Origin of the sequence: Spirosoma spitsbergense DSM 19989 (assembly GCF_000374085.1) — a bacterium.
Taxonomy (GTDB): domain Bacteria; phylum Bacteroidota; class Bacteroidia; order Cytophagales; family Spirosomataceae; genus Spirosoma; species Spirosoma spitsbergense.
On record NZ_KB893570.1, the window covers coordinates 149,468 to 173,301 of the forward strand.

Here is a 23,834-nt window from a genome sequence, read left to right on the forward strand (position 1 = left end):
GTTTCCTAAGAATTTTCAGAGAATATGATGAACGGCCTGAAAAGCGGTGTGAAGGAACTCAAACGCCCGACGAAATCGGGCTTCGTCGGGCGTTGTTTATATTGGTTTTCGTGATCTATTTAGGATGACTACAGGCTTATCGGGTCCTCCTGTCTGTTGTCACTTATGGGCTATTTCGAAGAAGCGGACATCTGCTTGTACCTTACTAAGTAATTCACGAGTGCGTTCTGGTCGGGCATCTGTAATAAAAAGTTGACCAAATGCTCCTTCATCCATTCGCTGGATAAGTTTACCAATGCGTTGGTCGTCGAGTTTATCAAAGATATCGTCTAGCAAAAGAATTGGTTTGATTCCTTTTCCAGTTCGTAGCTGGTCGAACTGCGCCAGTTTGAGGGCAATCACAAATGTTTTCTGCTGCCCCTGCGAACCAAATTTCTTCAATGGCACTGTCTGTCCACTACTATCACTAATCAGAAAAGAGTAGTCATCTTTATGAATGCCCATCGTAGTACGCTGTAGTACGGTATCCCGCCGACGAAAATGTCGGAACTCACGGGCAAAATCCGGATTGCTTACTTCCGATTCATATTGGATGTCGACCGTTTCCCGTCCGTCACTAAGGTACGCGTAGTGCGCTTTGAACTCAGGCATGAACTCCTGAATAAATTGCTGTCGCCTGTCATGAATTTTCTGTCCGAGGTCGAGCAGGGGTTCATCATAGGTGTCGAGCAGATCATCATCGACCTGACTCCCGTTCCTTCGGTCCTGATCAGCGAAAAGTTTTAGCAGACTGTTGCGCTGTTTCAGTATCTGCTGATACATCAGATAATCGCGCAGGTAATTAGGGTCAAGCTGAGCGAATACCCCGTCAAAAAAATGCCGCCGTTCTTCGCTGTGCTCGCGAACCAGATCCGTATCATTAGGAGCTATGAGCACTACCGGGAAACGACCGATGTGTTCACTGATCCGTTCGTATGGTTTTTTGTCGGCCATCAGTACTTTTCGCTGACCCCGCTGCAGGCTAATGGTAATTTGCACCATGCGCGTATTATCAGCAAAAGAGCCATCGATTATAAAATAAGTGGCATCATGTTGAATACTCAATGCATCCTGACTTTGAAAAGCACTCTTGCTTAAGGCCAGGAAATAGATGGCATCGAGCAGATTCGTTTTTCCGCTTCCATTCGGTCCTATCAGTACATTTACCTCTTGCCCGAATACATACCGGCCATCTTCATAGTTCTTAAAATTGGTCAGGCTGAGTTTTTCAAGGTACATATGTATAGCGTATAACGCGATAATGCGTAATTTCGCAGCGGTCAATTAGTCAGCGAAATCAAGAGTTTCCGACGTAATTGATATTGGCAACAAAGATACGGGCGGTTTGTTAGTAGAAATAGACCTAATCGTAAAGTGGTTGCACCCAAGCCGGTCATTTCTTTCCGGCATTACTTGTTGATTATTTGAACACATTCCTCATGGCAAGCGTCAAAGAGAAAACTCCTTCAGGGAAATCCAAGCAGAATGGTAAAGCGCCGGAAGCGGCTAAAACCCAGCATCCGAAAGAGCGGTATATGTACTGGTACGAATCGATGCAGTTGCAACGGAAGTTCGAGGAGAAAGCCGGTCAACTGTACGGCCAACAGAAAATCCGCGGATTCTGCCACCTATATATAGGTCAGGAAGCCTGCTCTTCGGGATCCTATTCTGCCCTTACCAAAGACGACAAATGGATAACCGCCTACCGGGACCACGGTATTCCGCTCGCTCTCGGCTCCGATCCCAAAGCAATCATGGCGGAGTTATTTGCCAAACAGACCGGCTCATCTAAAGGAAAAGGTGGCTCTATGCACATCTTCGATAAGTCAGTAAATTTTATTGGAGGTCATGGTATTGTTGGCGCGCAGATACCCATGGGCGCCGGCATTGGTCTCGCCGAGAAATATAATAAGACAGGTAACCTCTGCATTACGTTTATGGGTGACGGGGCCGTACGCCAGGGTGCTTTACACGAAGCATTCAATATGGCGATGCTCTGGAAGATTCCGGTCATCTTCGTCGTTGAAAACAACGGCTACGCCATGGGAACGTCGGTTGCCCGCACCTCGAATGTTACGGATCTATATACACTCGCTGAAGCGTACGATATGCCGTCTGAACCCGTCGATGCTATGAGCGTCGAAGCAGTTTATGAAGCGGTAAGTCGTGCCGCCGAACGGGCCCGGGCGGGTGAAGGACCAACCTTTCTGGAATTCCGCACGTATCGCTACCGGGGTCACTCCATGTCTGACCCACAGAAGTACCGGAAAAAAGAAGAAGTAGAAGAGTACAAAATGCGTGACCCTATTGAACAGGTGAAAGCAACCATTCTGGAAAAGGGCATTGCAACGGAAGAGGACTTAGCAGCTATTGATCAGAAGATAAAAGCTACTGTTGATGAAGCCGTACAATTTGCGGAAGAGTCCCCTTATCCTCCCGCCGAAGAAGCCTTCAAAGATGTTTATATGCAACAGGATTATCCATTCCTGATGGAGTAAATCCAAAACAGGTAGCTAGTGTATATGCGCCAATGAAATTGTTCCATAAAAAATGTCCCGGTAATTAATCGGGGCATTTTTTATGGAACAATAAAGCAAAAAATAATGTATATACATTAAATGTATCGACACAAAATAACTAAAAACAATAGATTCACTTTTTTACCAGAACACATGGAAACTCTGATCAACGGCCTTCATCATGTTACAACGTTAGCGGGCGACACACAACGGAATGTTGATTACTACACGGATGTCCTTGGCCTTCGCCTTGTTAAGAAGACGGTCAATTTTGACGCGCCAGATGTGTATCACCTGTATTATGGAGATGAAACAGGGTCGCCCGGTACCATTCTGACATTTTTCCCTTACGGTAATTTACCGCGCGGTCGGAAGGGTATTGGGCAGTTGACCTATACTGCCTTTTCTGTTCCAGTAAATTCGCTACGTTTTTGGATGGACAGGCTCCATGAGCGAAACATTCCTTACGCCGGACCATACAAACGATTTGAAGAAACCTATCTACGATTTGAAGATTTTGATGGCATGGGCATTGAACTCGTTTTTACAAATGACGATTCCAGAACGGGCTGGACCAACGGTCGTATCCCTGTTGAATCTGCCATTCGCGGTTTTCACACGGTAACGCTTAACCAACAGAATCCAGACCGTACAATTAAACTGCTGACAGAAAATCTGCAACATACATTAGTAGGGGAGGAGGAGGGTCGATTCCGTTTTAAAGCGGGTGTCGGCGGACCTGGAAATTATGTTGACGTTTTGCATTCACCAAACGATGTGCGTGCTTTACAAGGAGCGGGCTCCGTTCATCATGTTGCATTTTCAACCGATTCAGATGAAACGCAGTTGATGATCCAACAACAATTGACGGAGTCGGGCTATCAGGTTACGCCGGTACAGGACCGTAATTATTTTAACAGTATTTACTTCCGGGAGCCGGGCGGAATTTTATTTGAGGTTGCTACTAATCCACCCGGATTTACTGTTGATGAACCGATTTCGGAGTTAGGCCAAGGGTTGAAATTACCCCCCCAATACGAATCCCGTAGGGCGGTAGTAGAAGCGGAGTTACCTAAGATAATTTTGAAATAGATTTTGTCATCGTTTGTATTCCGTGGTTGATGTTCCACCACGGAATACAAGCAACTCTCAAAACACAGTCTATATGATACACGACTCAGGCAATTTTCATACAGCCGGTTTGCCCCTTGAAAAAGCGACGAAAGTAATGGTCATGGTTCATGGCCGGGGAGGGTCAGCGCGGGATATACTATCGCTATCAAAGTACATTAATGATAAAGACTTTGCTTTCATTGCTCCGGAAGCTCAGAATAACACTTGGTATCCTTATTCATTTCTCCAGCCAATGGCAGATAATGAGCCCTATTTATCGTCTGCCCTGGAAACCCTGGCAGCTATCCGGGCCCGGCTACAGGCTGACTTCAATTTCAAATTACCCCAAATTTACTGGCTTGGTTTCTCACAGGGTGCGTGCCTGACATTGGAATTTGTAGCGAGGAATGCTGCGGAGTATGGGGGAGTATTTGGGTTGAGTGGCGGCTTAATTGGTCCGGCAGAAACACCAAGAAATTACGAAGGTACCTTTTCCAATACACCTGTTTTCCTGGGCTGTAGTGACCGCGATCCTCATGTTCCTGAATATCGTGTTTTGGAATCGGAGCAGGTTTTTAGACGAATGAATGCGCGTGTCACGGCGAAACTCTATCCAAATTTTCCACACACAATTAACGAAGATGAGCTAAACATCGTTAATTTGCTAATAGCCGGAGACCAACCGAGTACGGCTGTCATCTAATAGGAACGTACATGAGCCAATATATGGTTGAATTTGATCTTCCAACTGTTTTAGACGAAGGGTTCGAAAACAGGATTCCAGCCCAGCGACTCAAAGTGGAAGAATTAATGGAGAAAGGTTTTTTGCTGTCTTACTCACTTTCTGTCGACCGCCAGAAACTGTGGTGTATTTTCAAAGCTGATTCGGAACTGGAGGTCATGGAATCAATCGCTGAATTTCCACTCATTAAATACATGACTCCCATGATAACTGAACTAATGTTTCATAACATGGTGGCAGCTCGAATTCCTCTTTTTTCTTTAAACTGACCTAAATACATCCTCCTCGGGAGTGTATCTTTAGGTCAGTTTAAACGTTTTTTCGATAATGGGGTGCCTACTCTATTTCTCAGAATTTGCGGTAGCTAGAACAGGATTGGGTGGCTTATTGTCCCCTTTCCCTGGATGGCTGTAAACAGGTTCGCTATTTGCTGTACTATGATTATCTGCAAACCAATGCTCATATAGATTTTTGAAATCAGAACAACTCCCTCTTCAGTTCCGTGAAACAGCTACCTTATTTGTAGCATACATACTCCAAAAATCATTAAGTAACCTAGGTAAAACTGGTTACATACGGCTGTAATCAATTGATTATCAGTTCCACGTGGAACATAGCCAGAATCACATTTAACTGACTAGTCATCATACAAAAATGAGTCCAAACATTCTGATCTGTAAATCTGAGCAAGAGTTGGAAGCCCAGTTTTCTGATGATTTCATTGTTAACATTGATGGCAAAAAAGCAATGACTCTTCGGCAATTTTATGAAGAGGCTGCTTACTTATTAGACATTCCAGACTTCGGATTTACACTCGACGAATTGAGCGATTCACTCAGCGATCTACAGTGGCTGGAAGAAAACAGGATTGTGCTATACTTTACGAACACCGAAATCTTCATGAGCAAGGAGCGAGACCCAGCCAAAATTGCAGGCGTCATAAACACACTGGATGCTGTTGCCGAAGATTGGAAATGGGTAGAAGAGGGGCTAAATGATGAAAAAGAAATTATTATAGTATTTGAGGATAGTCATCGAATACAGAAAATACTAGAACAGGAAAGTATAAATTATAAAATTATGGACTCGTTAAATCAATGAGTACTGGTAACAAATTCTGACTTCTTACTGTTAGTTAACTGAGCCGCTGGAGAGTACTCCGGGCGGCTTTTTGCATGACACATAACCTGAATTCAATTGAGATCAGAGGAATTACTAAGCTTATATACCAGCGATAGCTTTATAAAATTATTGGCAGTCCCAATAGGTGAACAGCTGTCAACAGAACCGCAGCGACTGCAAGTTAAGGGGGTAACAGGAAGTTTAGCTGCTGTGATTGCATCTTCAGTGTATAAACTGACGGGAGGAAATCATATGTATATTGCTACTGACCGTGAAGAAGCAGCCTACTTTTTCAATGATTTACAAAATTTACTCGACAGGGAAATATTGCTTTTTCCTATGTCATATAAGAAGCCATATTTATATGAAGACGTTGAGAATGCCAACGTTTTGATGCGGGCAGAGGTCCTGAACAAACTAAACCCTGCTCCCAAAGAGGGTCTTCTGATTGTGACGTACCCAGAGGCATTATCAGAGAAGGTTATCAATAAACGATCGCTGTTAGCGAATACGCTCACAATACGGGTGGGGGAGAAGGTAGATACAAATTTCATATCGGAGTTACTCCAAACCTATGAATTCGAAAAGACGGACTTTGTGTACGAAGCGGGACAGTTTTCGATTAGGGGTGGTATTGTCGATGTGTTTTCTTTCGCCAGTGAATTCCCGTACAGGATTGAATTGTTCGATGATAAGGTAGAGGGCATCCGATTGTTCAATCCAGAAACTCAGCTTTCAAATGATGCAGTTGAGTTCATAAAGATCATCCCGAATATTCAAACCAAACTTATTGAAGAGAGTAGAGAATCATTTTTTGACTTTCTTCCACAGGATATAACCGTGTGGGCCAAGGACGTAGAGTTCACGTTAGAAATTATCGAGAAATGTTTCGAAAAAGCAGAACAAAGCTTTGAATCAGTTTTACAAAATAGTGGTGGCATCCAGGTAATATCTAATCCTGGAGAGTTATTCGAGACACGCAGGGCGTTTCTAAATGAAATAAAGAAATTCAGGACTGTTGAATTTGGCCGAAAATTCTATTTCAAGACAGATAGCCGCCTGCAGTATAACTCAAAACCACAACCCTCATTCAATAAAGATTTCAAGCGGCTGATTGAAACATTGGGAGACAATCAGGCCAAAGGTTACACAAATATCATTGCGGCCGAATCTTTCAAGCAGATCGAACGCCTACGAACTATCTTTGAAGAACTTGATCCGTACGTAAAGTTTCAGCCAATAAACATTGGCTTGAAGGAGGGGTTTCTGGATGAGACGTTGAAGATTGCCTGTTTCACAGATCACCAAATTTTCGACCGATACTACAAATACCGGGTTCAGGACAAGTTCTCCAAGTCAAAAGCCCTAACGCTGCGTGAACTAAAAACGCTACAGCCTGGCGATTATGTTACTCACATAGACCATGGAATTGGTCGTTTCGCCGGCTTGGAAAAAGTAGATAATGCAGGAAATGAACAGGAAGCTATACGATTAATCTACCGTGACAATGATATACTGCTGGTAAGTATCCATAGTCTCCATAAGATAGCAAAGTATAGCGGCAGGGAAGGCGGCCCACCAACGATGAGTAAACTTGGTTCTCAGGAATGGGAGAACAAGAAATCCCGGATTCGTAAGCAGGTCAAGGATATTGCCCGTGAACTAATAGCCTTATATGCTAAACGTCGCTCTGCCCCAGGTTTTGCCTATAGTCGTGACAGTTTTCTGCAGGTTGAACTTGAATCCTCCTTTATGTATGAAGACACGCCCGATCAGGCTAAAGCGACAAATGATGTAAAGGATGATATGGAAAAACCACACCCTATGGATCGACTTGTGTGTGGTGATGTAGGTTTTGGTAAAACAGAAGTTGCAATTAGGGCTGCTTTTAAAGCGGTGACAGATAATAAGCAAGTAGCGGTATTGGTACCAACAACTATACTTGCCATGCAGCACTATAAAACTTTTATGGAAAGGATGGCTGACTTTCCGGTAAAAATCGAATACATAAACAGGTTTAGGTCACCAGCAAAAATAAAAGAGATACTCAAAGATGTAACTTCTGGAAAGGTGGGTATTCTGATCGGTACCCACCGAATTGTGAATAAGGATATAAAGTTCAAGGATCTGGGCTTGCTAATCATTGATGAAGAACAAAAATTTGGTGTCAAAACAAAAGACCGCTTGAAGGAGATGAGGGTGGAAGTTGACGTACTTACGTTAACTGCTACCCCTATTCCAAGGACATTACACTTTTCACTGATGGGAGCAAGAGACTTGTCAGTTATTGCGACTCCTCCGCCAAATCGCCAACCAGTAACTACAGAGGTACACCCCTACGATGAAGCGAAAATTCGTGATGCAGTCAGTTTGGAAGTTCGTCGGGGGGGGCAGGTTTTCTTCGTTCACAACCGTGTGAGCGACATCGAATCAATCGGCAATTTGATAATTAGATTAGTTCCGGAAGCCAGGGTAGCAGTGGCTCACGGACAAATGGAGGGAGATCGATTGGAACGGGTAATGACGCGATTCATCGAGGGAGACTTCGATGTTTTAGTGTCTACAAATATTATCGAATCAGGACTTGATATACCCAATGCCAACACTATATTGATAAATAATGCCCACTACTTTGGTTTATCTGATTTGCATCAAATGCGAGGTAGGGTAGGAAGGTCAAATACAAAAGCATACTGTTATTTGCTAACACCCCCTTTATCTGTATTAACAGCTGATGCCCGCAAGAGACTGCAAACGCTTGAAGATTTCTCTGATTTGGGAGAAGGCTTTAAAATAGCGATGCGTGATCTGGACATACGGGGGGCAGGAAACTTATTGGGAGCAGAGCAAAGCGGTTTCGTAAATGATCTTGGTTTTGAAATGTACCATAAAGTATTGGATGAAGCGGTTCAGGAATTACGGGAAAGTGAATTTAAAGATCTTTTTGAAACTAAACCGGGAGATCTAAAGCTGGTTCTTCCTGATACAGTGATCGAAACAGATCTACAAGTGGTGATTCCAGAACGGTATGTCTCCAATATTTCGGAACGCCTGGCGTTGTATACCCGGTTAGATAGTCTTCAGAACATAGAAGAATTAAGCGCCTTCCAGCAGGAAATGACAGACCGCTTCGGGCCGATGCCAACAGAAGTAAAAAATCTGATCAAAATGGTTGGCGTTCGTTGGAAAGCAGAGCAGTTATATCTTGAAAAACTGACACTTAAGAATAATATCCTTAAAGGGTACTTCGTTTCTAACGGGAATGATGACTTCTTTAAATCCGATCTTTTTGGCAAGGTAATTGAATACGTCCAGCGTAACCCAACAAGATGTTCATTAAAGGAGTCAAAGGGAAGACCAATTTTTACCCATTCTGACGTATTATCTGTAGATGAGTTAGATGACTATTTGGGTAAAATGATAAATTAAAGAGATTTTTGCACCTGTATTTTTATAGAATAAAGCAATGATTCAAAAGTATCACCTGCAACAAGCGGCCTATGTACTTCTGGCAACAGCAGCACTGGCAGCTTGTAAACCAAAGCACCCAACAAGCGTACAGCCTGGTAAGAAAAGTACTGCAACAGGGATTGCTTATAACGAGAAAGATGGTTTTCAGGTAAAGAAATTTGCCGGCCAAAAGGCTGGTCCAAACCTGGTTTTCATTGAAGGTGGTCGCTTTACTATGGGCGCACTTGAGGAAGATGTCATGAATAGCCGTGATAACCGCGAACGGACAGTTTCCATCCAATCTTTTTATATGGATGAAACAGAGATGGCAAACGTTCACTATCTCGAGTATCTTAATGCCATTACGCGTGATTCGTCAGAGGAAGTAGTCAAAGCAGCATTACCAGATACAACCGTTTGGGCTAATCCACTTTCCTTTAATGACTCGTACGTTACTCAATACCTAAGATATCCTGCTTTCCGATATTATCCTGTAGTAGGGGTATCATGGGTGCAGGCAAGTGATTACGCTGTATGGCGGTCAAATGCGGTAAACAACGAACTTGCAAAAGGCGGTGGTGAAAAGAAAAAGGGTGGTTTTTCTCTGAAACGCAAGTCCAAAAAACAAGCGGAACCAGCATTAGCTGAAGCCACAACTACTACAACAGCCAAGCCCAGTCTAGAAAGCGGTATGGTTTTACCGGATTACAGACTACCGACAGAAGCAGAGTGGGAGTACGCAGCAAAGGCATTGATTGGAACGCAATACATGGACGAGAATCAAATCAATCAGCGAATATATCCGTGGGATGGTTCATCCGTTCGAAATCCGAAGAAAGGCAGAAAGCAGGGCCAAATGCTAGCCAACTTTAAGAGGGGTCGCGGAGACTATGCAGGAATTGCAGGTCGCTCGAACGATGGAGCCATTATCACCGCTGAAATATATGCCTATCCTGCGAATGATTTTGGGCTGTATAATATGGCAGGAAACGTCAACGAGTGGGTGTATGACGTTTACCGTCCATTATCTTATCAGGATGTGAATGACTTAAATCCTATTCGTAGAAATGGTTACCTTGATGAGGCTAAGAACTACGATTCGAAGAACAAACAGTCATTAATTGATGACCGCCTTCGGGTTTATAAAGGAGGATCATGGAATGACGTAGCTTATTGGCTTTCTCCTGGTACCCGCCGTTTCCTGGACCAAGATTCAGCTACTGCCATGATTGGTTTCCGGTGTGCTATGATTGGTGTCGGGCGTAACAAATAACAGTCTTTAAAATAACAAGAGCGGCTATCCGAAATGGGATAGCCGCTCTTGTTATTTTAAAGACACTTCAGTTTTTCAGAGCTTATTCCAAACCTATTAAACAGATTGAGTACATCCTTCCAGAAGATTGAAATTTTCATCTGCCAGTAACTGCGAGGGTCAAAACACTTATCGATTTACAACCAAATTTTATCAGTTCCCTGGCGCATGATTCAAGAGTAGCACCTGTTGTTAAGACATCGTCGACAAGCATCACATTTTTACCTCGAACAAGATCCGAATTTTCAACTGAGAAAACAGACATAACATTTTCCCAACGTTCTAGCCTGTTTTTGTGCGTCTGTGACTCCTGGAAGCTAGTACGGAAAAGAATGTTGTTATGAGTGGGAATATGTAGAGCCTCGGCTAAACCATCTGCAATCCATTCAGATTGGTTGTATCCCCGCTGTTTAAATCTATCTTTATGTAAGGGTACAGCTATAATCAAATCTATATTACCAATATGTTTGCACTCCATCGTTAATTGATTCCCATACCAGATCGCTAACTCTTTCGCAACTTCCTTTCGTCTTTTGTACTTGATATGATGGATTAGCTTTTGGACAATCCCACCTTTTTTGAAATACAAATACGAGGCTATAAATTTTACAGGCACTTTTCCGGCAAACTTATTGAGAAGGTCATGGTCGTAAGGTTCGCGGTGCTGGCCTGTTTCCGGGAGGGCTATTCTACAGGACACGCACAGGAAAGACTCATTAGTTTCTAATGATTGACTACACCCGAGACATAAGGAGGGAAAAAGCTGATCACTGAAACTTGATATTAATAATTGTATAAACCGAAACATCATTTCTATTCGTTTGTATTGTAAATTAGGAAGAAGAATTGTTTATAGACGGTATGAAAGCAAAAAATATAGACGAGTTGTGGATTGAGCTACTTGACAACCTAAAGTCGCTTGTTGGGAAGCGGCCGACTGATCTTAACTCCGTGCTTTTCTTAATTGGGGTACATGAATTAGGTAAGGGACCGAAACGTTTCTCTAAAGAAGCGAAACAGGATCTAATGCATATTGGAGTCTGTAGTGTGTTGAGTCAATCAGGCTACTACTGTTTTGAGGGTTATGATAAAGATGGCTGGCCACATTGGGTTTTAGATAAACCAATTCCTCATCACGATCTGCTAGCACAGGAAAATTTTCTAAAAGAGCATGTAATATCTTACTTTGATTACCTTAAAGTTTAACTATTCAACCTGAATTACTATGCAATCATCAACTGCTTATTCAGCGCTATTACAACGCATAGATGAATACAAGAAACGTTATTTCCAGAACCAGTTGATAAAAGGCGGGTTATTTTTCACAGCCTTACTTGGTAGTACCTACCTGTTTATTAATACAGCTGAATTTGTTGGACGATTTGATTCATTTGGCCGGGGAGTTTTACTTTTTGGTTTTTTGCTAACAGTCATTACTGGCCTTTATCTGCTGATAGTGCGTCCGTTACTGAGCCTTTATGGATTAAATAAACCTCTATCAAATGACGAAGCAGCGCAACAAATCGGGCAGTTTTTTCCTGAAATAGGGGATAAGTTGCTGAACACGTTGCAACTCCAGCGCATCTCATCAGATCAAAATGACTTGTTACAGGCAAGTTTGAATCAGCGCTCAAACCAATTGCTTATCAATAGATTTGCCAATGCTATTCAAATTAGCCGAAACCGGGAATTTCTTAAATATGCAATTCCACCCCTCGCAATTATTCTAATTGTGTTGATTGTCAATCCTACCTTCTTTACCAAATCATCAACTCGCCTTGTTAACTACAATAAAGAGTTCGTTGAGGAAGCGCCCTTCAAATTCAATATCCAAAACAAATCACTAAAGGCATTTAGGAATGAGGATTTTTTACTCAACGTAAAACTTACCGGCGATGTACTACCACAAGCGGTTTATGTAGTGGTGAATGGTACGCGTTTCAAGCTCAATCAGTCAGGAGACAAGTACACCTATAATTTTGATAACATACAACGAAATCTGGATTTCTACCTGGAAGCTTCTGGATTCAACTCTACTAAATATACGATTGCATTACTAGACCGGCCTTCTGTGCTTTCGTTTAATGTCAAGCTAAATTATCCTGCATATTTGAATAAGTCAGATGAGCAACTATCAAATGTAGGAAACCTACTCGTACCACAGGGAACGCAGGTAAACTGGGAGTTTGACGCTGATCATACCGATTCACTACTACTTCGTTTCAACACAGAAGCAAGACCAATGGTAGCGCGGTTGATCGAAAACAACAAGTTTGTTTTGAACAGACGATTAATGCAAAATTCCATTTACACCGTCTCTCTTAAAAATAGTCAGATATCCACCCCCTCCCTGATCAAGTATAATGTGCAAATTATTCCTGATCGTTTTCCTCAAATTTCAGTTAACCGGATTCAGGATACCACAACTTACAACTACATAGCATTATCAGGATTGATTTCTGATGACTATGGAATTTCTAAACTCAGGCTTAATTACAAAATCAACAGGAATGGGAAAGATTCCCAAATGTTCGTCAAAAGTATTCCTGTCAATCAATCTACAACCTCACAGAACTTTACCTACAACTGGTATCTCGACAGCCTTAAGCTGAACGAGGAAGACAAATTGGAATACTTTGTTCAGGTCTGGGATAACGATGGGGTCAATGGCCCAAAGTCAAGCCGTTCAGAGCAATTGAATTTCGTTATACCATCTGCAACCGAAGTTCAGAAGCAAATTGACAAATCTGCTGAAAAGACAGAAGAGCAGATAGACAATGCGTTGAGCAAAACACAAGTTATTAAGAAAGAACTGAACCAGATGGAAGATCGAATGCGAACTAAAAAGTCCTCCGATTTCCAGGATAAAAAGCAACTTCAGGATATTCTACAGAAAAGAGAGGAATTGATGCGGGAAGTTCAAAAACTTCAGGAGCAATTTCAAAAGACTAATGATACACAGCAGCGCTTCGCTGAAAAAAACCAGGCAATACAGGAAAAGCTGGAACAACTTCAGAAGCTTTTTAAAGACCTGCTTGACCCTGAATCGAAGCAATTGTATGAACAGTTAAAACAGCTTTTGGAGCGAAAACAGGATGAAAAAGCATCTGACTTATTAGACAAACTGAGCCGTAAAGAGCGGAATATGGAACGAGACTTGGATCGAGCCTTGAAACTCTTTAAACAAATGCAATTAGAACAGAAGGTCAATAATGTTGCTGAAAGTTTGGAGAAGCAAGCTGAGAAGTTGGAACAACAGGCTGAAGAGAATAGCAAGAAAGATGAAACCTCTCAAGAGCAACAGCAGCAACAGGAAAAGTCGCAGGAGGATTTCAAAAATACGCAGGAACAGTTGGATGAGTTAAATAAACAAGCGGAAAAAGATGACTTGAATAAACCCGATCCAGCTGAAAACGAGCAGAAAGAAATTGAAAAAAGTTTAGAAGAGGCCACAAAAAGCATGAAAAGTAATAAGGGCAAACAAGCTGCAGCTAAACAAAAGAAATCAGCTAAATCCATGAAGGCGATGAGCAAGGCGATGAAGGAGTCTATGCAATCTACTGAAATGGAAGAGATGCAGGAGAACATGGATGATCTCCGAAATATCCTAGACAATCTTATCACGTTATCTTTCGGGCAGGAGAGGGTGATGAAGGATTTTCGTGGAATGAGTTTACAGGACCCGCGCGTTACTAAACTTTCTCAAGAACAGCTAAAACTCCAGGACGATGCTAAAATAATTGAGGACAGCTTAAATGCCCTGGCTAGTCGGGTCGTTCAAATTGAGTCCTTCGTCACAAGGGAGTTAACAAATATGAAATCCTACATGGATGAAAGTGTCCAGCAACTGCGTGATCGACGACTAAGTATGGCATCCTCAAAGCAACAATTTGCGATGACTTCAATAAATAACCTGGCGTTGATGTTGAGTGATGTACTTAAGAATATGCAGCAGCAAATGAATGCCATGGCCATGCCTGGGAAAGGGAAGGGAAGCAAAAAAGGAGAGAACCCAGAAGGAATGGGTGAAATGCAAAAGCAATTGAACGGAAAAATGCAGCAACTCCAAAAGAGTGGCAAGTCGGGTAGAGGACTATCTGAAGAATTATCCCAAATGGCTGCACAACAGGCAATGATTCGTCAGATGCTTAAGAAACTCGAGGAAAATGCAAAGGGGACTGAAGCAGGGAAACAACAGGAAAAACAAGTGAAAGAGCTGATGGATAAGATGGATGAAACCGAAACCGATCTTGTTAATAAACGTATTAATCCAAATACGATCAATCGTCAGAATGAAATTCTAACTCGTTTGCTAGAGTCCGAAAAAGCGCTCAAGCAACAAGAAGAAGACCCTAAGCGTCAGGCAGAAACAGCTAAGTCAACCAAGACAAGTACTCCCGCTTTTTTCGACTCTACAGATTCTCAACTAAAGAGTAAGCAAGTTGAGGTTTTACGCTCAGTTAATCCTAGCTATAATCTTTTTTATAAGAAAGAAGCAAACCAGTATTTGCAAAAAGTAAGTAAGTAAAAGCCCATTTTTGTAAAAAGACACTGACTTCGCACTAAAGTCAGTGTCTTTTTTGTTTCAGAGAATATCCTTACAGCTTTAATACTTCATAAATATTAAAGCGTTTCAAATAGTTTCCACGTGAAACATTTTAGAAAATTAATAAAATGTATTTAAACTACGATATAATAGTTGTTGGCGCGGGACATGCCGGATGCGAGGCTGCAAACGCTGCAGCAGTGATGGGGGCGAAGGTTCTATTGATTACAATGAACATGCAAACCATTGCGCAGATGTCATGTAATCCAGCGATGGGTGGTGTAGCAAAAGGACAAATTGTGCGAGAAATCGACGCGTTGGGCGGAATGTCAGGAATTCTCAGTGACAGAAGCATGATACAGTTCCGTATGCTTAATCGCTCAAAGGGTCCCGCCATGTGGAGCCCTAGATGTCAAACTGATAGAAACCTGTTTGCGTGGGAATGGCGAAAGGCACTGGAAGCAAATACGAACGTTGATTTCTGGCAAGACACAGTAAATGAAGTAGTAGTAAAAGAGGGGAGGGTAGCGGGCGTCCGAACTGGTTTGGGTATTGAATTTTCTGCTAAAGCGGTCGTACTAACGAACGGTACGTTTCTTAACGGAAAAATGTTTATTGGGGAAAAAATCTTCGGAGGGGGGCGAACAGCAGAACGAGCTGCAACTGGTTTAACAGAGCAACTTGTAGAATTGGGCTTCGAATCTGGACGAATGAAGACGGGAACACCACCTCGTGTCGACGGCCGAAGTCTCAATTACGAGTTAATGGAAGTACAAAAGGGTGACGAAAACCCCGGTAAATTTTCTTTCTCAGATACACAAGTACTGACCGAACAACGAAGCTGTTGGATAACCTACACAAATCAGTCAGTGCATGACGAACTGAAGGTTGGATTCGACAAATCACCAATGTTTACTGGCCGAATTAAAGGATTAGGGCCTCGTTACTGTCCGTCTATAGAGGACAAAATAAATAGGTTTGCAGATAAAGACCGACACCAAATATTTGTAGAACCCGAAGGATGGGACACGGTAGAAGTATATGTTAATGGTTTTTCTACATCCTTACCAGAATCCGTTCAGTATGATGCCTTACGTAAAATTCCAGGTTTTGAAAATGTAAAGATGTTTCGCCCAGGCTATGCAGTAGAATATGATTTTTTCCCACCCACACAATTAAAACAAAGTCTGGAAACGAATTTAGTCAGCAACCTATTCTTCGCTGGTCAAATAAACGGAACAACTGGCTACGAAGAAGCTGCTTGTCAAGGACTGATAGCGGGGATAAATGCATATAGAAAAATCAATGACGAAAGTGAATTTACATTGAAGAGATCAGAAGCTTATATCGGTGTATTGATTGATGATTTGACTACGAAGGGTACTGATGAACCGTATCGTATGTTTACATCTAGAGCGGAATACAGAACTCTATTACGCCAGGATAACGCAGATTTAAGATTAACCGAAAAAGGCTATGGTATTGGCTTAGCATCACAAGAACGATACGATACATTGGTAGCCAAACGTAATAGTGTAGAACACTTGACCGAAGTAATACGACAAACCAAAATTCAGCCCGATGAAATTAATGGCTGGCTTAACGAAAAAGGTTCATCACCATTACGTGAGAAGAGTAGTTTTTATACGTTAATAAAGCGACCCGAAATAGGTTTTGAGGAGGTAAAATCTCTCCTTGGAATTGTTGTTGAGAGACCAGTAATTGATGATGAAATTATAGAACAGAGTGTCATTGAGATAAAGTATGAAGACTATCTGAATCGTGAAAAACAGAACGCCGAGAAGTTAGACAAATGGGAAAATCTGTCAATTAACCCAACTTTTGACTATGACTTGTTAAAAGCTCTCTCTTTTGAGGGTAAGGAAAAACTAAAAAAATCACGGCCTACAACAATTGGTCAGGCATCAAGAATAAGTGGAGTCAGCCCATCAGACGTGTCTATTCTGTTAGTTTACATGGGTCGTTAAGTGTGCGTTGTACCAACATTTGTATAGGTTAAGAAGAAATTTTATCTGTTCACTCAATTTATTTTTCTGATTTGGAAGCCGTAACTGAATGCCCTATTTGTGATAATAAAGAATTTAAACCTTATTTAACATGTAATGATTACCTGGTAAGTAATGAGAAGTTTGTTATCCAGGAATGTAGTGGTTGCGGGTTTAGACTAACGAATCCCCGTCCTGACGACAAATCAATCGGCAATTATTATAAATCGGAAAACTATATTTCACACAACGATAGAAGTGGTGGACTTATAAATTCTATATACCGTATAGTACGTAATTATACGCTTGGTTCTAAAATACGCTTAATAACAAAGCTAAATAGGGGAGAGGGTAAACTACTGGATGTCGGTTGTGGTACAGGATCTTTTCTGGAGAGTTGTAAAAGTAATGGCTGGCAGATAACAGGTGTAGAAACAGATGCGACTGTCCGAACTCTGGCTCAGGAAAAATTAAGGGTTCAAATACATCTAAATCTGAATGAGGTACCGAATGATGAACCATTCGACATTATTACCCTTTGGCATGTGCTGGAACATATACCTAATCTAAATGATGCTGTTGAAAGGCTCTCAATGTTACTTGCTCCAAATGGTACACTGCTAATAGCCGTCCCAAATTCCAATTCATATGATGCAAATTATTTTAGAGAGTGTTGGGCAGCGTACGACGTTCCCCGCCACTTGTACCATTTTACACCTCCGACAATTGAAAAGCTATTTAGGAAGCATGAGCTTCAACTAATTGAAACGAAGCCAATGGTGTTTGATGGTTTCTATATTGCCATGTTAAGCACACGTTATCAAAGTGGCAGGACAAATTACCTAAAGAGTCTTCAGGCAGGAATGTTGTCGAACACTAAAGCACGTAAAACAGGTAACTCGTCAAGTCTTATTTATATAGTAAAAAAACTCTAACTGGTTGCTTATCCAAAAACTGAATCCCTGTAGATCATATATGGGAAGACACGATGAGCATAGGGTTTAACTCTATATTTGGTTGCTCACGTTTGCTCTGGTAAAGAGTCGACATCATAAATCTAAATTCATGCTGATATCTGTTGAACAGCGTAGGATTTTCGTTTAATTTGCTCTTTCGGTAAAGGTCAATTCAATATTAAAAAAGTAAAAGTTTTGTGTGTATAACAATGTGCATAAGCTCATTTTCCAAGTGGAAAACTTGTTTACAAGAACAAATAACCATGTGGATTAACGTTAAGGTAATCCACATGTCAATTGTGCGAGCTTATAAATGTGGAAAAATGCATACATACCACAATCTGCTTCACAAATTTTCCCCAACAAAAAATGTTAACAACTGTTACACACAAATCCACAAGAGTTAGTAGCAAAGAATGTGGATAACATGTTATTTACCTAAAAATGAGTACGTTACAAGTGGATAATCAGGATATGGTTTGATACCTGGATGCTTATCTTATCCACAAAGAACAGTCTTAGAAGTGAACAACTTATTTGTTCACATATCCACATGAATAACAGTTATAGTAATGTTTCTTTTAATAAAGCTAAATATATAATGTTAATAAGGATAAAAACCATTGTTGTTGTAGTATGGGTGCTATCCATTGGCATTGCCTGGGGGCAGGCCGGAGCATCGCTTGCTGATGAATACTATAAAGCCGGGGAATATGAGAAGGCGGCAAATGAATATGTAAAACTGTTGAAGACTGAAGTGACCTGGACAAGGCTAGTTCGATATGTAACGAGTCTTGAGAAAAGCAATAAAACCGAAGAGGCACTGAAGTATCTGCGAAAGCAGGTTCGGAGCGATGAGCCAAATCAATTTTACTATGAGGTTTTGACCGGCCAAATAGCCACACAACAAGGTGACACGACGTTAGCGAACAGCCAGTACGCAGCAGCGATTAAATCAGGGAAATCATCAGTAGCTAAGCTAGAAAAGCTGGCGGTGGCCTTTAACGAGGCAAGAGAGACCCGCTGGGCGATTAAATCACTTGAAACGGCAAGAACCCTCAGCAAAGACCCAACGTCGTACAGTGAGGATTTAATGACACTGTATCGGGCCGCTGGTCAAACGGAAAAGGCTATTGACGAAATAATAATGACCAGTAAGCAAGCGGATAAAAAAGAAACTGTCTTAGCTACACTGCAAGGGTACCTAAACACAAAAGATGAGCCGCTGGTTGAAAAGGCTCTGTACGCCAAGATCCAGCAGGAGCCAAATGAGTTAGCTTATAACGAGCTGTTAATCTGGTATTTTGTGCAAAAGCAAAAGTTTAGTCGTGCTTTATTGCAGGAAAAAGCAACAGATAAACGGCTTAAGTTGAATGGAAGCAGAATATATGATCTTGGTATGCTGGCAATGAACAATAAAGAATATAAGACGGCGGCTGAGGCATTTGAGTACATTAGTACTACTTATCCACAGGGGCAACTTTATCCATTTGCCCGTAGATTAGTTATCAGCGCAAGGGAGGAAGAGGTCAAAAATACATACCCAATTGATAAAGTTGAAATTAGAAAGTTGATTGGTGACTATCAACGGATGCTTCAGGAAATAGGTACGAACAGTAAAACGCTGGAAGCATTAAGAAGCACGGCTAATTTGTACGGAAATTATCTGGACAGTAAAGATACAGCATTGACTGTATTGGATTTAGCCATTGATTTGGGTAAAACTGATAAGAACTTTATTGATCGCTGCAAACTCGACAAAGGAGACATTTACCTATTGAAAGGGGAACCATGGGAATCTACGTTACTTTATTCACAGGTAGAAAAGTCGCAGAAAGAAGAGCTGTTAGGGTATGAAGCAAAGCTGAAAAACGCCAAACTTCATTATTATAAAGGAGAGTTTACAGTGGCGAAAGACTTATTGGATGTCTTAAAGTTAGCGACCTCACGGGAAATTGCCAATGATGCCGAACAGCTGAGTTTGCTCATAGTTGACAACACGGGGATGGATAGTACTGAAGCAGCCATGCGGGAATATGCCTCGATTGATTTGTTACTCTTGCAGAACAAGATGGATGAAGCGGTAGATTCGCTTAATCGAATGTTAAAAACATATACCGACCATACAATTTTAGACGAGGTGCTGTGGCTGAGGGCGAATACTTACTTAAAGCAGGGCAAAAATGCCGAAGCGTTGGATGATTTAAAGAAGATAATTAGTACTTATCCCAATGACATATTAGGGGATGATGCTCAATTTACTCAGGGAAAAATATATGAAGAGAGACTAAAAGATAAACAGGCAGCCATGGATGCATACCAAAAAGTACTAACCCAGTATCCAGGTAGTATTTATGGCGCTGAAGCTCGGAAACGATTCCGAACACTTCGTGGCGATACAGTCAATTGAATTTCTCTCTGCTTGAAGGAGGCTCCGTAATCATTTAGATTGATTACGGAGCCCCTTTGGTTAAACTATGGTCTGCAATAATGAATCCTTGAAAGCTTCATAGTTAGCGGGAATTTTAATACTATGCTTTTCTTTCTCAGAAAGCATAGCCAGCCGTTCTGGAACATCGACTGAATGGCTAATAACTTCTTCTACCAATGGCTTAAACTTGGATGGATGGGCAGTTGCTAATGCAATGCCAAAATAATCTTTATTAGATTTTTTTGAATACGCTTCCAATCCCATGATTCCAATAGCGGTGTGTGGACAAGCCACATAGTCGTATTGACTATAAATCTGTTTTATGCCAATTCGAGTTTCATCGTCGCTAAAAAAGTAGCCAGAAATATTTTCTCTAAAGTGCTCATAATTATTCTTGTATAAATACGAAAGCCTGGTGAAATTACTCGGGCTTCCAACATCCATAGCATTGGAAATAGTTGCTACAGAAGGTCGTGGAAGATAATTCCCCGTTTCCAAGTACTTAGGAACAATATCATTAAGGTTTGTAGAGGCAATGAAATGTTCTACTGGTAACCCCATCTTCTGAACCATAACACCAGCAGTCAAATTTCCAAAGTTTCCACTGGGCGTTGAAAAAACAATCGGCTTCCCAAATTTACGAGCTTGTCCATACGCTTTGACGTAGTAGAATCCCTGAGGTATAAGTCTGAATATATTGATGGAATTAGCTGAAGAAAGAGGAATCTGGGAGTTAAGTTCAGTATCGATAAAGGCCTCTTTAACGATAGCCTGACAATCATCAAATGAGCCTTCTATCTCAAAAGCCTGTACATTACCACCCAGAGTGGTTAGCTGTTTTTCCTGCAAATCGCTAATTCGCCCGCTGGGATAAAGAATTGAAACTCTAATTCCCGGTACGTTGTGAAAACCCATGGCAACAGCGCCACCGGTATCACCTGATGTGGCTACAAGAATATGAACTTCTTTGTCACTAATTTTTAGATAGTAAGACATAAACGCAGCCATATATCGTGCACCAACGTCTTTAAACGCAAGCGAAGGACCATGAAACAACTCCAGAACTCCAGTTTTACCTGGCTGTAAATCAACCAATGGGGTATCAAATGGAAATGCCTGATGCGTCAATTCTTCCAGGTCAGTCTTACTTATTTCGTCGCCGAAAAGGGCCTTACTAATCTCAAAACCAATATCAGCTAAAGACTGTGATGCAATTGCATTGAAAAAATCAGGGTCAAGATTGGGCAAAGGAGAAGGCATGTATAAACCCTTATCAAAAGGCATACTTCTAAACAATGCCTGCTCAGAAGTAACAGTCTTCTCTGGATTATTCGTACTATAAAAGCGCATGAGTATTAGTAGAGTGACAATACAAAGTTCGGGAAATCAGTCGAATGAATTGGAATGGAATGAATGAATTATAGAAAACAAATGCGAAATAGCGTATAGTATGGCTAATCCGTAAATTTGTAAAAACTAGAACACTTCATTATGTCTACAGGAATATTCAGAGTGCCAACACCAGTAAACGAACCCGTAAAAGAGTATCGTGTAGGGTCTCCAGAACGTAAGGTTATTGAACAGGCGTTAGCCGATTTTAGAGCGAAAGAAACGGATATTCCAATGTATATTGGAGAAACCGAAGTTCGGACCCAAAATAAGCTACGTGTTGCCCCACCCCACAACCATAAACATACCTTAGGCTATTTTTATGAAGGAGATGCCAGCCATGTTGAACTGGCAATAGAGGCCGCTCTATCAGCAAAAAGTGCCTGGGCTAATCTAAAGTGGGAACACCGCGCCAGTATATTTCTAAAAGCGGCTGACTTGATCGCCGGTCCATACCGTGCTCAAATTAATGCAGCAACAATGCTTGGCCAGTCAAAAAATGTTTATCAGGCTGAAATAGATTCAGCTTGTGAATTAATTGACTTTCTGCGGTTTAACGTTCATTACGCTGATGAAATATATCGCCAACAACCAGAGTCATCCCCAGGTGTCTGGAATCGATTGGAATACCGACCATTAGAGGGTTTTGTTTTTGCATTGACACCATTCAACTTCACGGCCATCGCTGGGAATCTACCCACTTCCGCTGCCCTGATGGGAAACACAGTTGTTTGGAAACCAGCTTATTCTCAAATACTCTCAGCCAAAATAATCATGGAAGTTTTGCTGGAGGCTGGCTTACCCGGTGGCGTAATTAACTTAATCTACGTTGATGGACCAGTAGCCGGAGACGTAATATTCAACCACAAAGATTTCGCAGGCATTCATTTTACGGGCAGCACAGGTGTTTTTCAAAAAATATGGGCAACCATTGGAGCCAATATCCACAAGTACAAAAGTTATCCACGAATTGTGGGTGAAACAGGAGGTAAGGATTTTGTACTGGTTCATGAATCAGCCAATGCCGATGAAGTAGCAACGGGCTTAGTTCGTGGAGCTTTTGAATATCAGGGGCAAAAATGTTCAGCGGCTTCACGTGCTTATATTCCATCTACACTCTGGCCTGCCATTGAAAGTAGGATAAAAGAGTTTCTGGGAGAAATTAAAATGGGTGGCACCGAAGATTTCACCAACTTCATCAATGCGGTTATTGACGAGCGAGCATTCAAAAGAATTTCCGCTTACATTGATGAAGCTAAAGGAAGCGAAAAAGTAAAGATTGTCGCGGGGGGGAACTACGATGGGTCAGTAGGCTATTTTATTGAGCCAACCGTGCTACAGGTAAGCGACCCTAACTATCGAACGATGTGTGAAGAGATATTTGGTCCCGTACTATCTGTGTATATCTACGAGCCAGAGGAATTTGATTCCATCATAGATATTGTGGATGCAACTTCTCCCTATGCGCTTACAGGATCAATCTTTGCCAGAGATAAATACATAGTCGATTTAGTGACCGACAGGCTTCAAAACGCGGCTGGTAACTTTTATATCAATGATAAACCAACAGGAGCAGTCGTAGGGCAACAACCATTTGGGGGAGCAAGGGCTTCGGGAACCAACGACAAGGCTGGCTCCGCACTAAACTTATATCGTTGGATATCAGCCAGAACGATTAAAGAAACATTTGTGTCGCCGAAACATTACACATATCCATTTCTACAGGCTGACTAAATTTTAAAAAAAAGTTGAGAAAAAGCTTGCGAAAGGTAGGTTGATACTCTTACCTTTGCAGTCCCAAAACACAGGGAGGGCCAACAGCGGTTGGCCACCATCTCGAAAGAGAAACAGTTCTTTGACGTATTGACATTAACAGAATAGCATTAATTAAGGCTATAAACATCGTGATTGACTTCGGTTAATCACACAATTATTTACGATGGAGAGTTTGATCCTGGCTCAGGATGAACGCTAGCGGCAGGCCTAATACATGCAAGTCGAACGGAGCAGCAATGCTTAGTGGCAAACGGGTGCGTAACGCGTAAGCAACCTGCCTTCTACTGGGGGATAGCCCGGCGAAAGCTGGGGTAAACCCGCACGGTCCAGAGGAATCACCTGATTATTCTGGTAAACATTTATGGGTAGAAGAGGGGCTTGCGTCTGATTAGCTAGTTGGGGGGGTAACGGCCCACCAAGGCGATGATCAGTA

16 protein-coding genes and 1 rRNA gene are annotated in these 23,834 nt (G+C 41.7%); 14 read left to right on the forward strand and 3 right to left on the reverse strand.

The genetic code is table 11. The features are described from left to right. Nucleotides 1-159: 159 nt before the first annotated feature. The gene (gene recF / locus B157_RS0123930) at nucleotides 160-1,278 is read right to left on the reverse strand and encodes a DNA replication/repair protein RecF (RefSeq protein WP_020605843.1); all 1,119 of its coding nucleotides are present in this window, start codon (nucleotides 1,276-1,278) and stop codon (nucleotides 160-162) included. A gap of 200 nt (nucleotides 1,279-1,478) precedes the next feature. Between recF and pdhA the strand changes: the two genes are divergently transcribed. From pdhA to B157_RS0123965, 7 genes are all read left to right on the forward strand, one after another. Beyond that, complete coding sequence (gene pdhA, locus B157_RS0123935) at nucleotides 1,479-2,537, forward strand: pyruvate dehydrogenase (acetyl-transferring) E1 component subunit alpha (protein ID WP_020605844.1); 1,059 nt, start codon at nucleotides 1,479-1,481, stop codon at nucleotides 2,535-2,537. Nucleotides 2,538-2,711: 174 nt separating this feature from the next. Next, the gene (locus tag B157_RS0123940) at nucleotides 2,712-3,650 is read left to right on the forward strand and encodes a ring-cleaving dioxygenase (RefSeq protein ID WP_020605845.1); all 939 of its coding nucleotides are present in this window, start codon (nucleotides 2,712-2,714) and stop codon (nucleotides 3,648-3,650) included. 73 nt (nucleotides 3,651-3,723) lie between these two features. After that, nucleotides 3,724-4,374 (forward strand): alpha/beta hydrolase, encoded by a 651-nt coding sequence (locus B157_RS0123945; protein ID WP_020605846.1) that lies wholly within the window; start codon nucleotides 3,724-3,726, stop codon nucleotides 4,372-4,374. Between the two features lie 11 nt (nucleotides 4,375-4,385). After that, a complete protein-coding gene (locus B157_RS0123950) occupies nucleotides 4,386-4,682 on the forward strand; it encodes a muconolactone Delta-isomerase family protein (protein ID WP_020605847.1) in 297 nt (98 codons plus the stop codon). A 385-nt stretch (nucleotides 4,683-5,067) separates the two neighbouring features. Continuing rightward, the gene (locus tag B157_RS0123955) at nucleotides 5,068-5,514 is read left to right on the forward strand and encodes a barstar family protein (RefSeq protein WP_020605848.1); all 447 of its coding nucleotides are present in this window, start codon (nucleotides 5,068-5,070) and stop codon (nucleotides 5,512-5,514) included. Nucleotides 5,515-5,610: 96 nt separating this feature from the next. Beyond that, entirely contained in the window at nucleotides 5,611-8,964 is a 3,354-nt protein-coding gene (mfd, locus tag B157_RS0123960; RefSeq protein ID WP_026308934.1) for a transcription-repair coupling factor, read from the forward strand. 37 nt (nucleotides 8,965-9,001) lie between these two features. Further along, nucleotides 9,002-10,258, forward strand: a complete 1,257-nt coding sequence (locus B157_RS0123965) for an SUMF1/EgtB/PvdO family nonheme iron enzyme (RefSeq protein ID WP_020605850.1) — start codon at nucleotides 9,002-9,004, stop codon at nucleotides 10,256-10,258. Nucleotides 10,259-10,394: 136 nt separating this feature from the next. On the opposite strand, the gene B157_RS0123970 is transcribed toward B157_RS0123965, so the two are convergent. Continuing rightward, on the reverse strand, nucleotides 10,395-10,997 hold the full coding sequence (locus tag B157_RS0123970) for a ComF family protein (RefSeq protein ID WP_020605851.1): 603 nt from the start codon (nucleotides 10,995-10,997) through the stop codon (nucleotides 10,395-10,397). A gap of 161 nt (nucleotides 10,998-11,158) precedes the next feature. Between B157_RS0123970 and B157_RS0123975 the strand changes: the two genes are divergently transcribed. From B157_RS0123975 to B157_RS0123995, 5 genes are all read left to right on the forward strand, one after another. Next, nucleotides 11,159-11,503, forward strand: a complete 345-nt coding sequence (locus B157_RS0123975; protein WP_020605852.1) for a hypothetical protein — start codon at nucleotides 11,159-11,161, stop codon at nucleotides 11,501-11,503. A gap of 19 nt (nucleotides 11,504-11,522) precedes the next feature. Continuing rightward, complete coding sequence (locus tag B157_RS0123980) at nucleotides 11,523-14,825, forward strand: DUF4175 family protein (RefSeq protein WP_020605853.1); 3,303 nt, start codon at nucleotides 11,523-11,525, stop codon at nucleotides 14,823-14,825. Between the two features lie 146 nt (nucleotides 14,826-14,971). Then, nucleotides 14,972-16,831 (forward strand): tRNA uridine-5-carboxymethylaminomethyl(34) synthesis enzyme MnmG, encoded by a 1,860-nt coding sequence (gene mnmG / locus B157_RS0123985; protein WP_020605854.1) that lies wholly within the window; start codon nucleotides 14,972-14,974, stop codon nucleotides 16,829-16,831. A 71-nt stretch (nucleotides 16,832-16,902) separates the two neighbouring features. Next, nucleotides 16,903-17,784, forward strand: a complete 882-nt coding sequence (locus B157_RS0123990; RefSeq protein ID WP_020605855.1) for a class I SAM-dependent methyltransferase — start codon at nucleotides 16,903-16,905, stop codon at nucleotides 17,782-17,784. A 511-nt stretch (nucleotides 17,785-18,295) separates the two neighbouring features. Continuing rightward, the gene (locus B157_RS0123995) at nucleotides 18,296-20,215 is read left to right on the forward strand and encodes a tetratricopeptide repeat protein (protein WP_020605856.1); all 1,920 of its coding nucleotides are present in this window, start codon (nucleotides 18,296-18,298) and stop codon (nucleotides 20,213-20,215) included. A gap of 60 nt (nucleotides 20,216-20,275) precedes the next feature. Here the strand turns inward: B157_RS0123995 and thrC are convergent, their stop codons facing one another. After that, nucleotides 20,276-21,586, reverse strand: coding sequence for a threonine synthase (gene thrC / locus B157_RS0124000; protein ID WP_020605857.1), 1,311 nt, complete (start codon nucleotides 21,584-21,586; stop codon nucleotides 20,276-20,278). Between the two features lie 141 nt (nucleotides 21,587-21,727). Between thrC and pruA the strand changes: the two genes are divergently transcribed. Both pruA and B157_RS0124010 read left to right on the forward strand, forming a co-directional pair. Further along, on the forward strand, nucleotides 21,728-23,359 hold the full coding sequence (pruA, locus tag B157_RS0124005; RefSeq protein ID WP_020605858.1) for an L-glutamate gamma-semialdehyde dehydrogenase: 1,632 nt from the start codon (nucleotides 21,728-21,730) through the stop codon (nucleotides 23,357-23,359). A gap of 202 nt (nucleotides 23,360-23,561) precedes the next feature. Further along, nucleotides 23,562-23,834, forward strand: a 16S ribosomal RNA gene (locus B157_RS0124010); the annotation flags it as partial.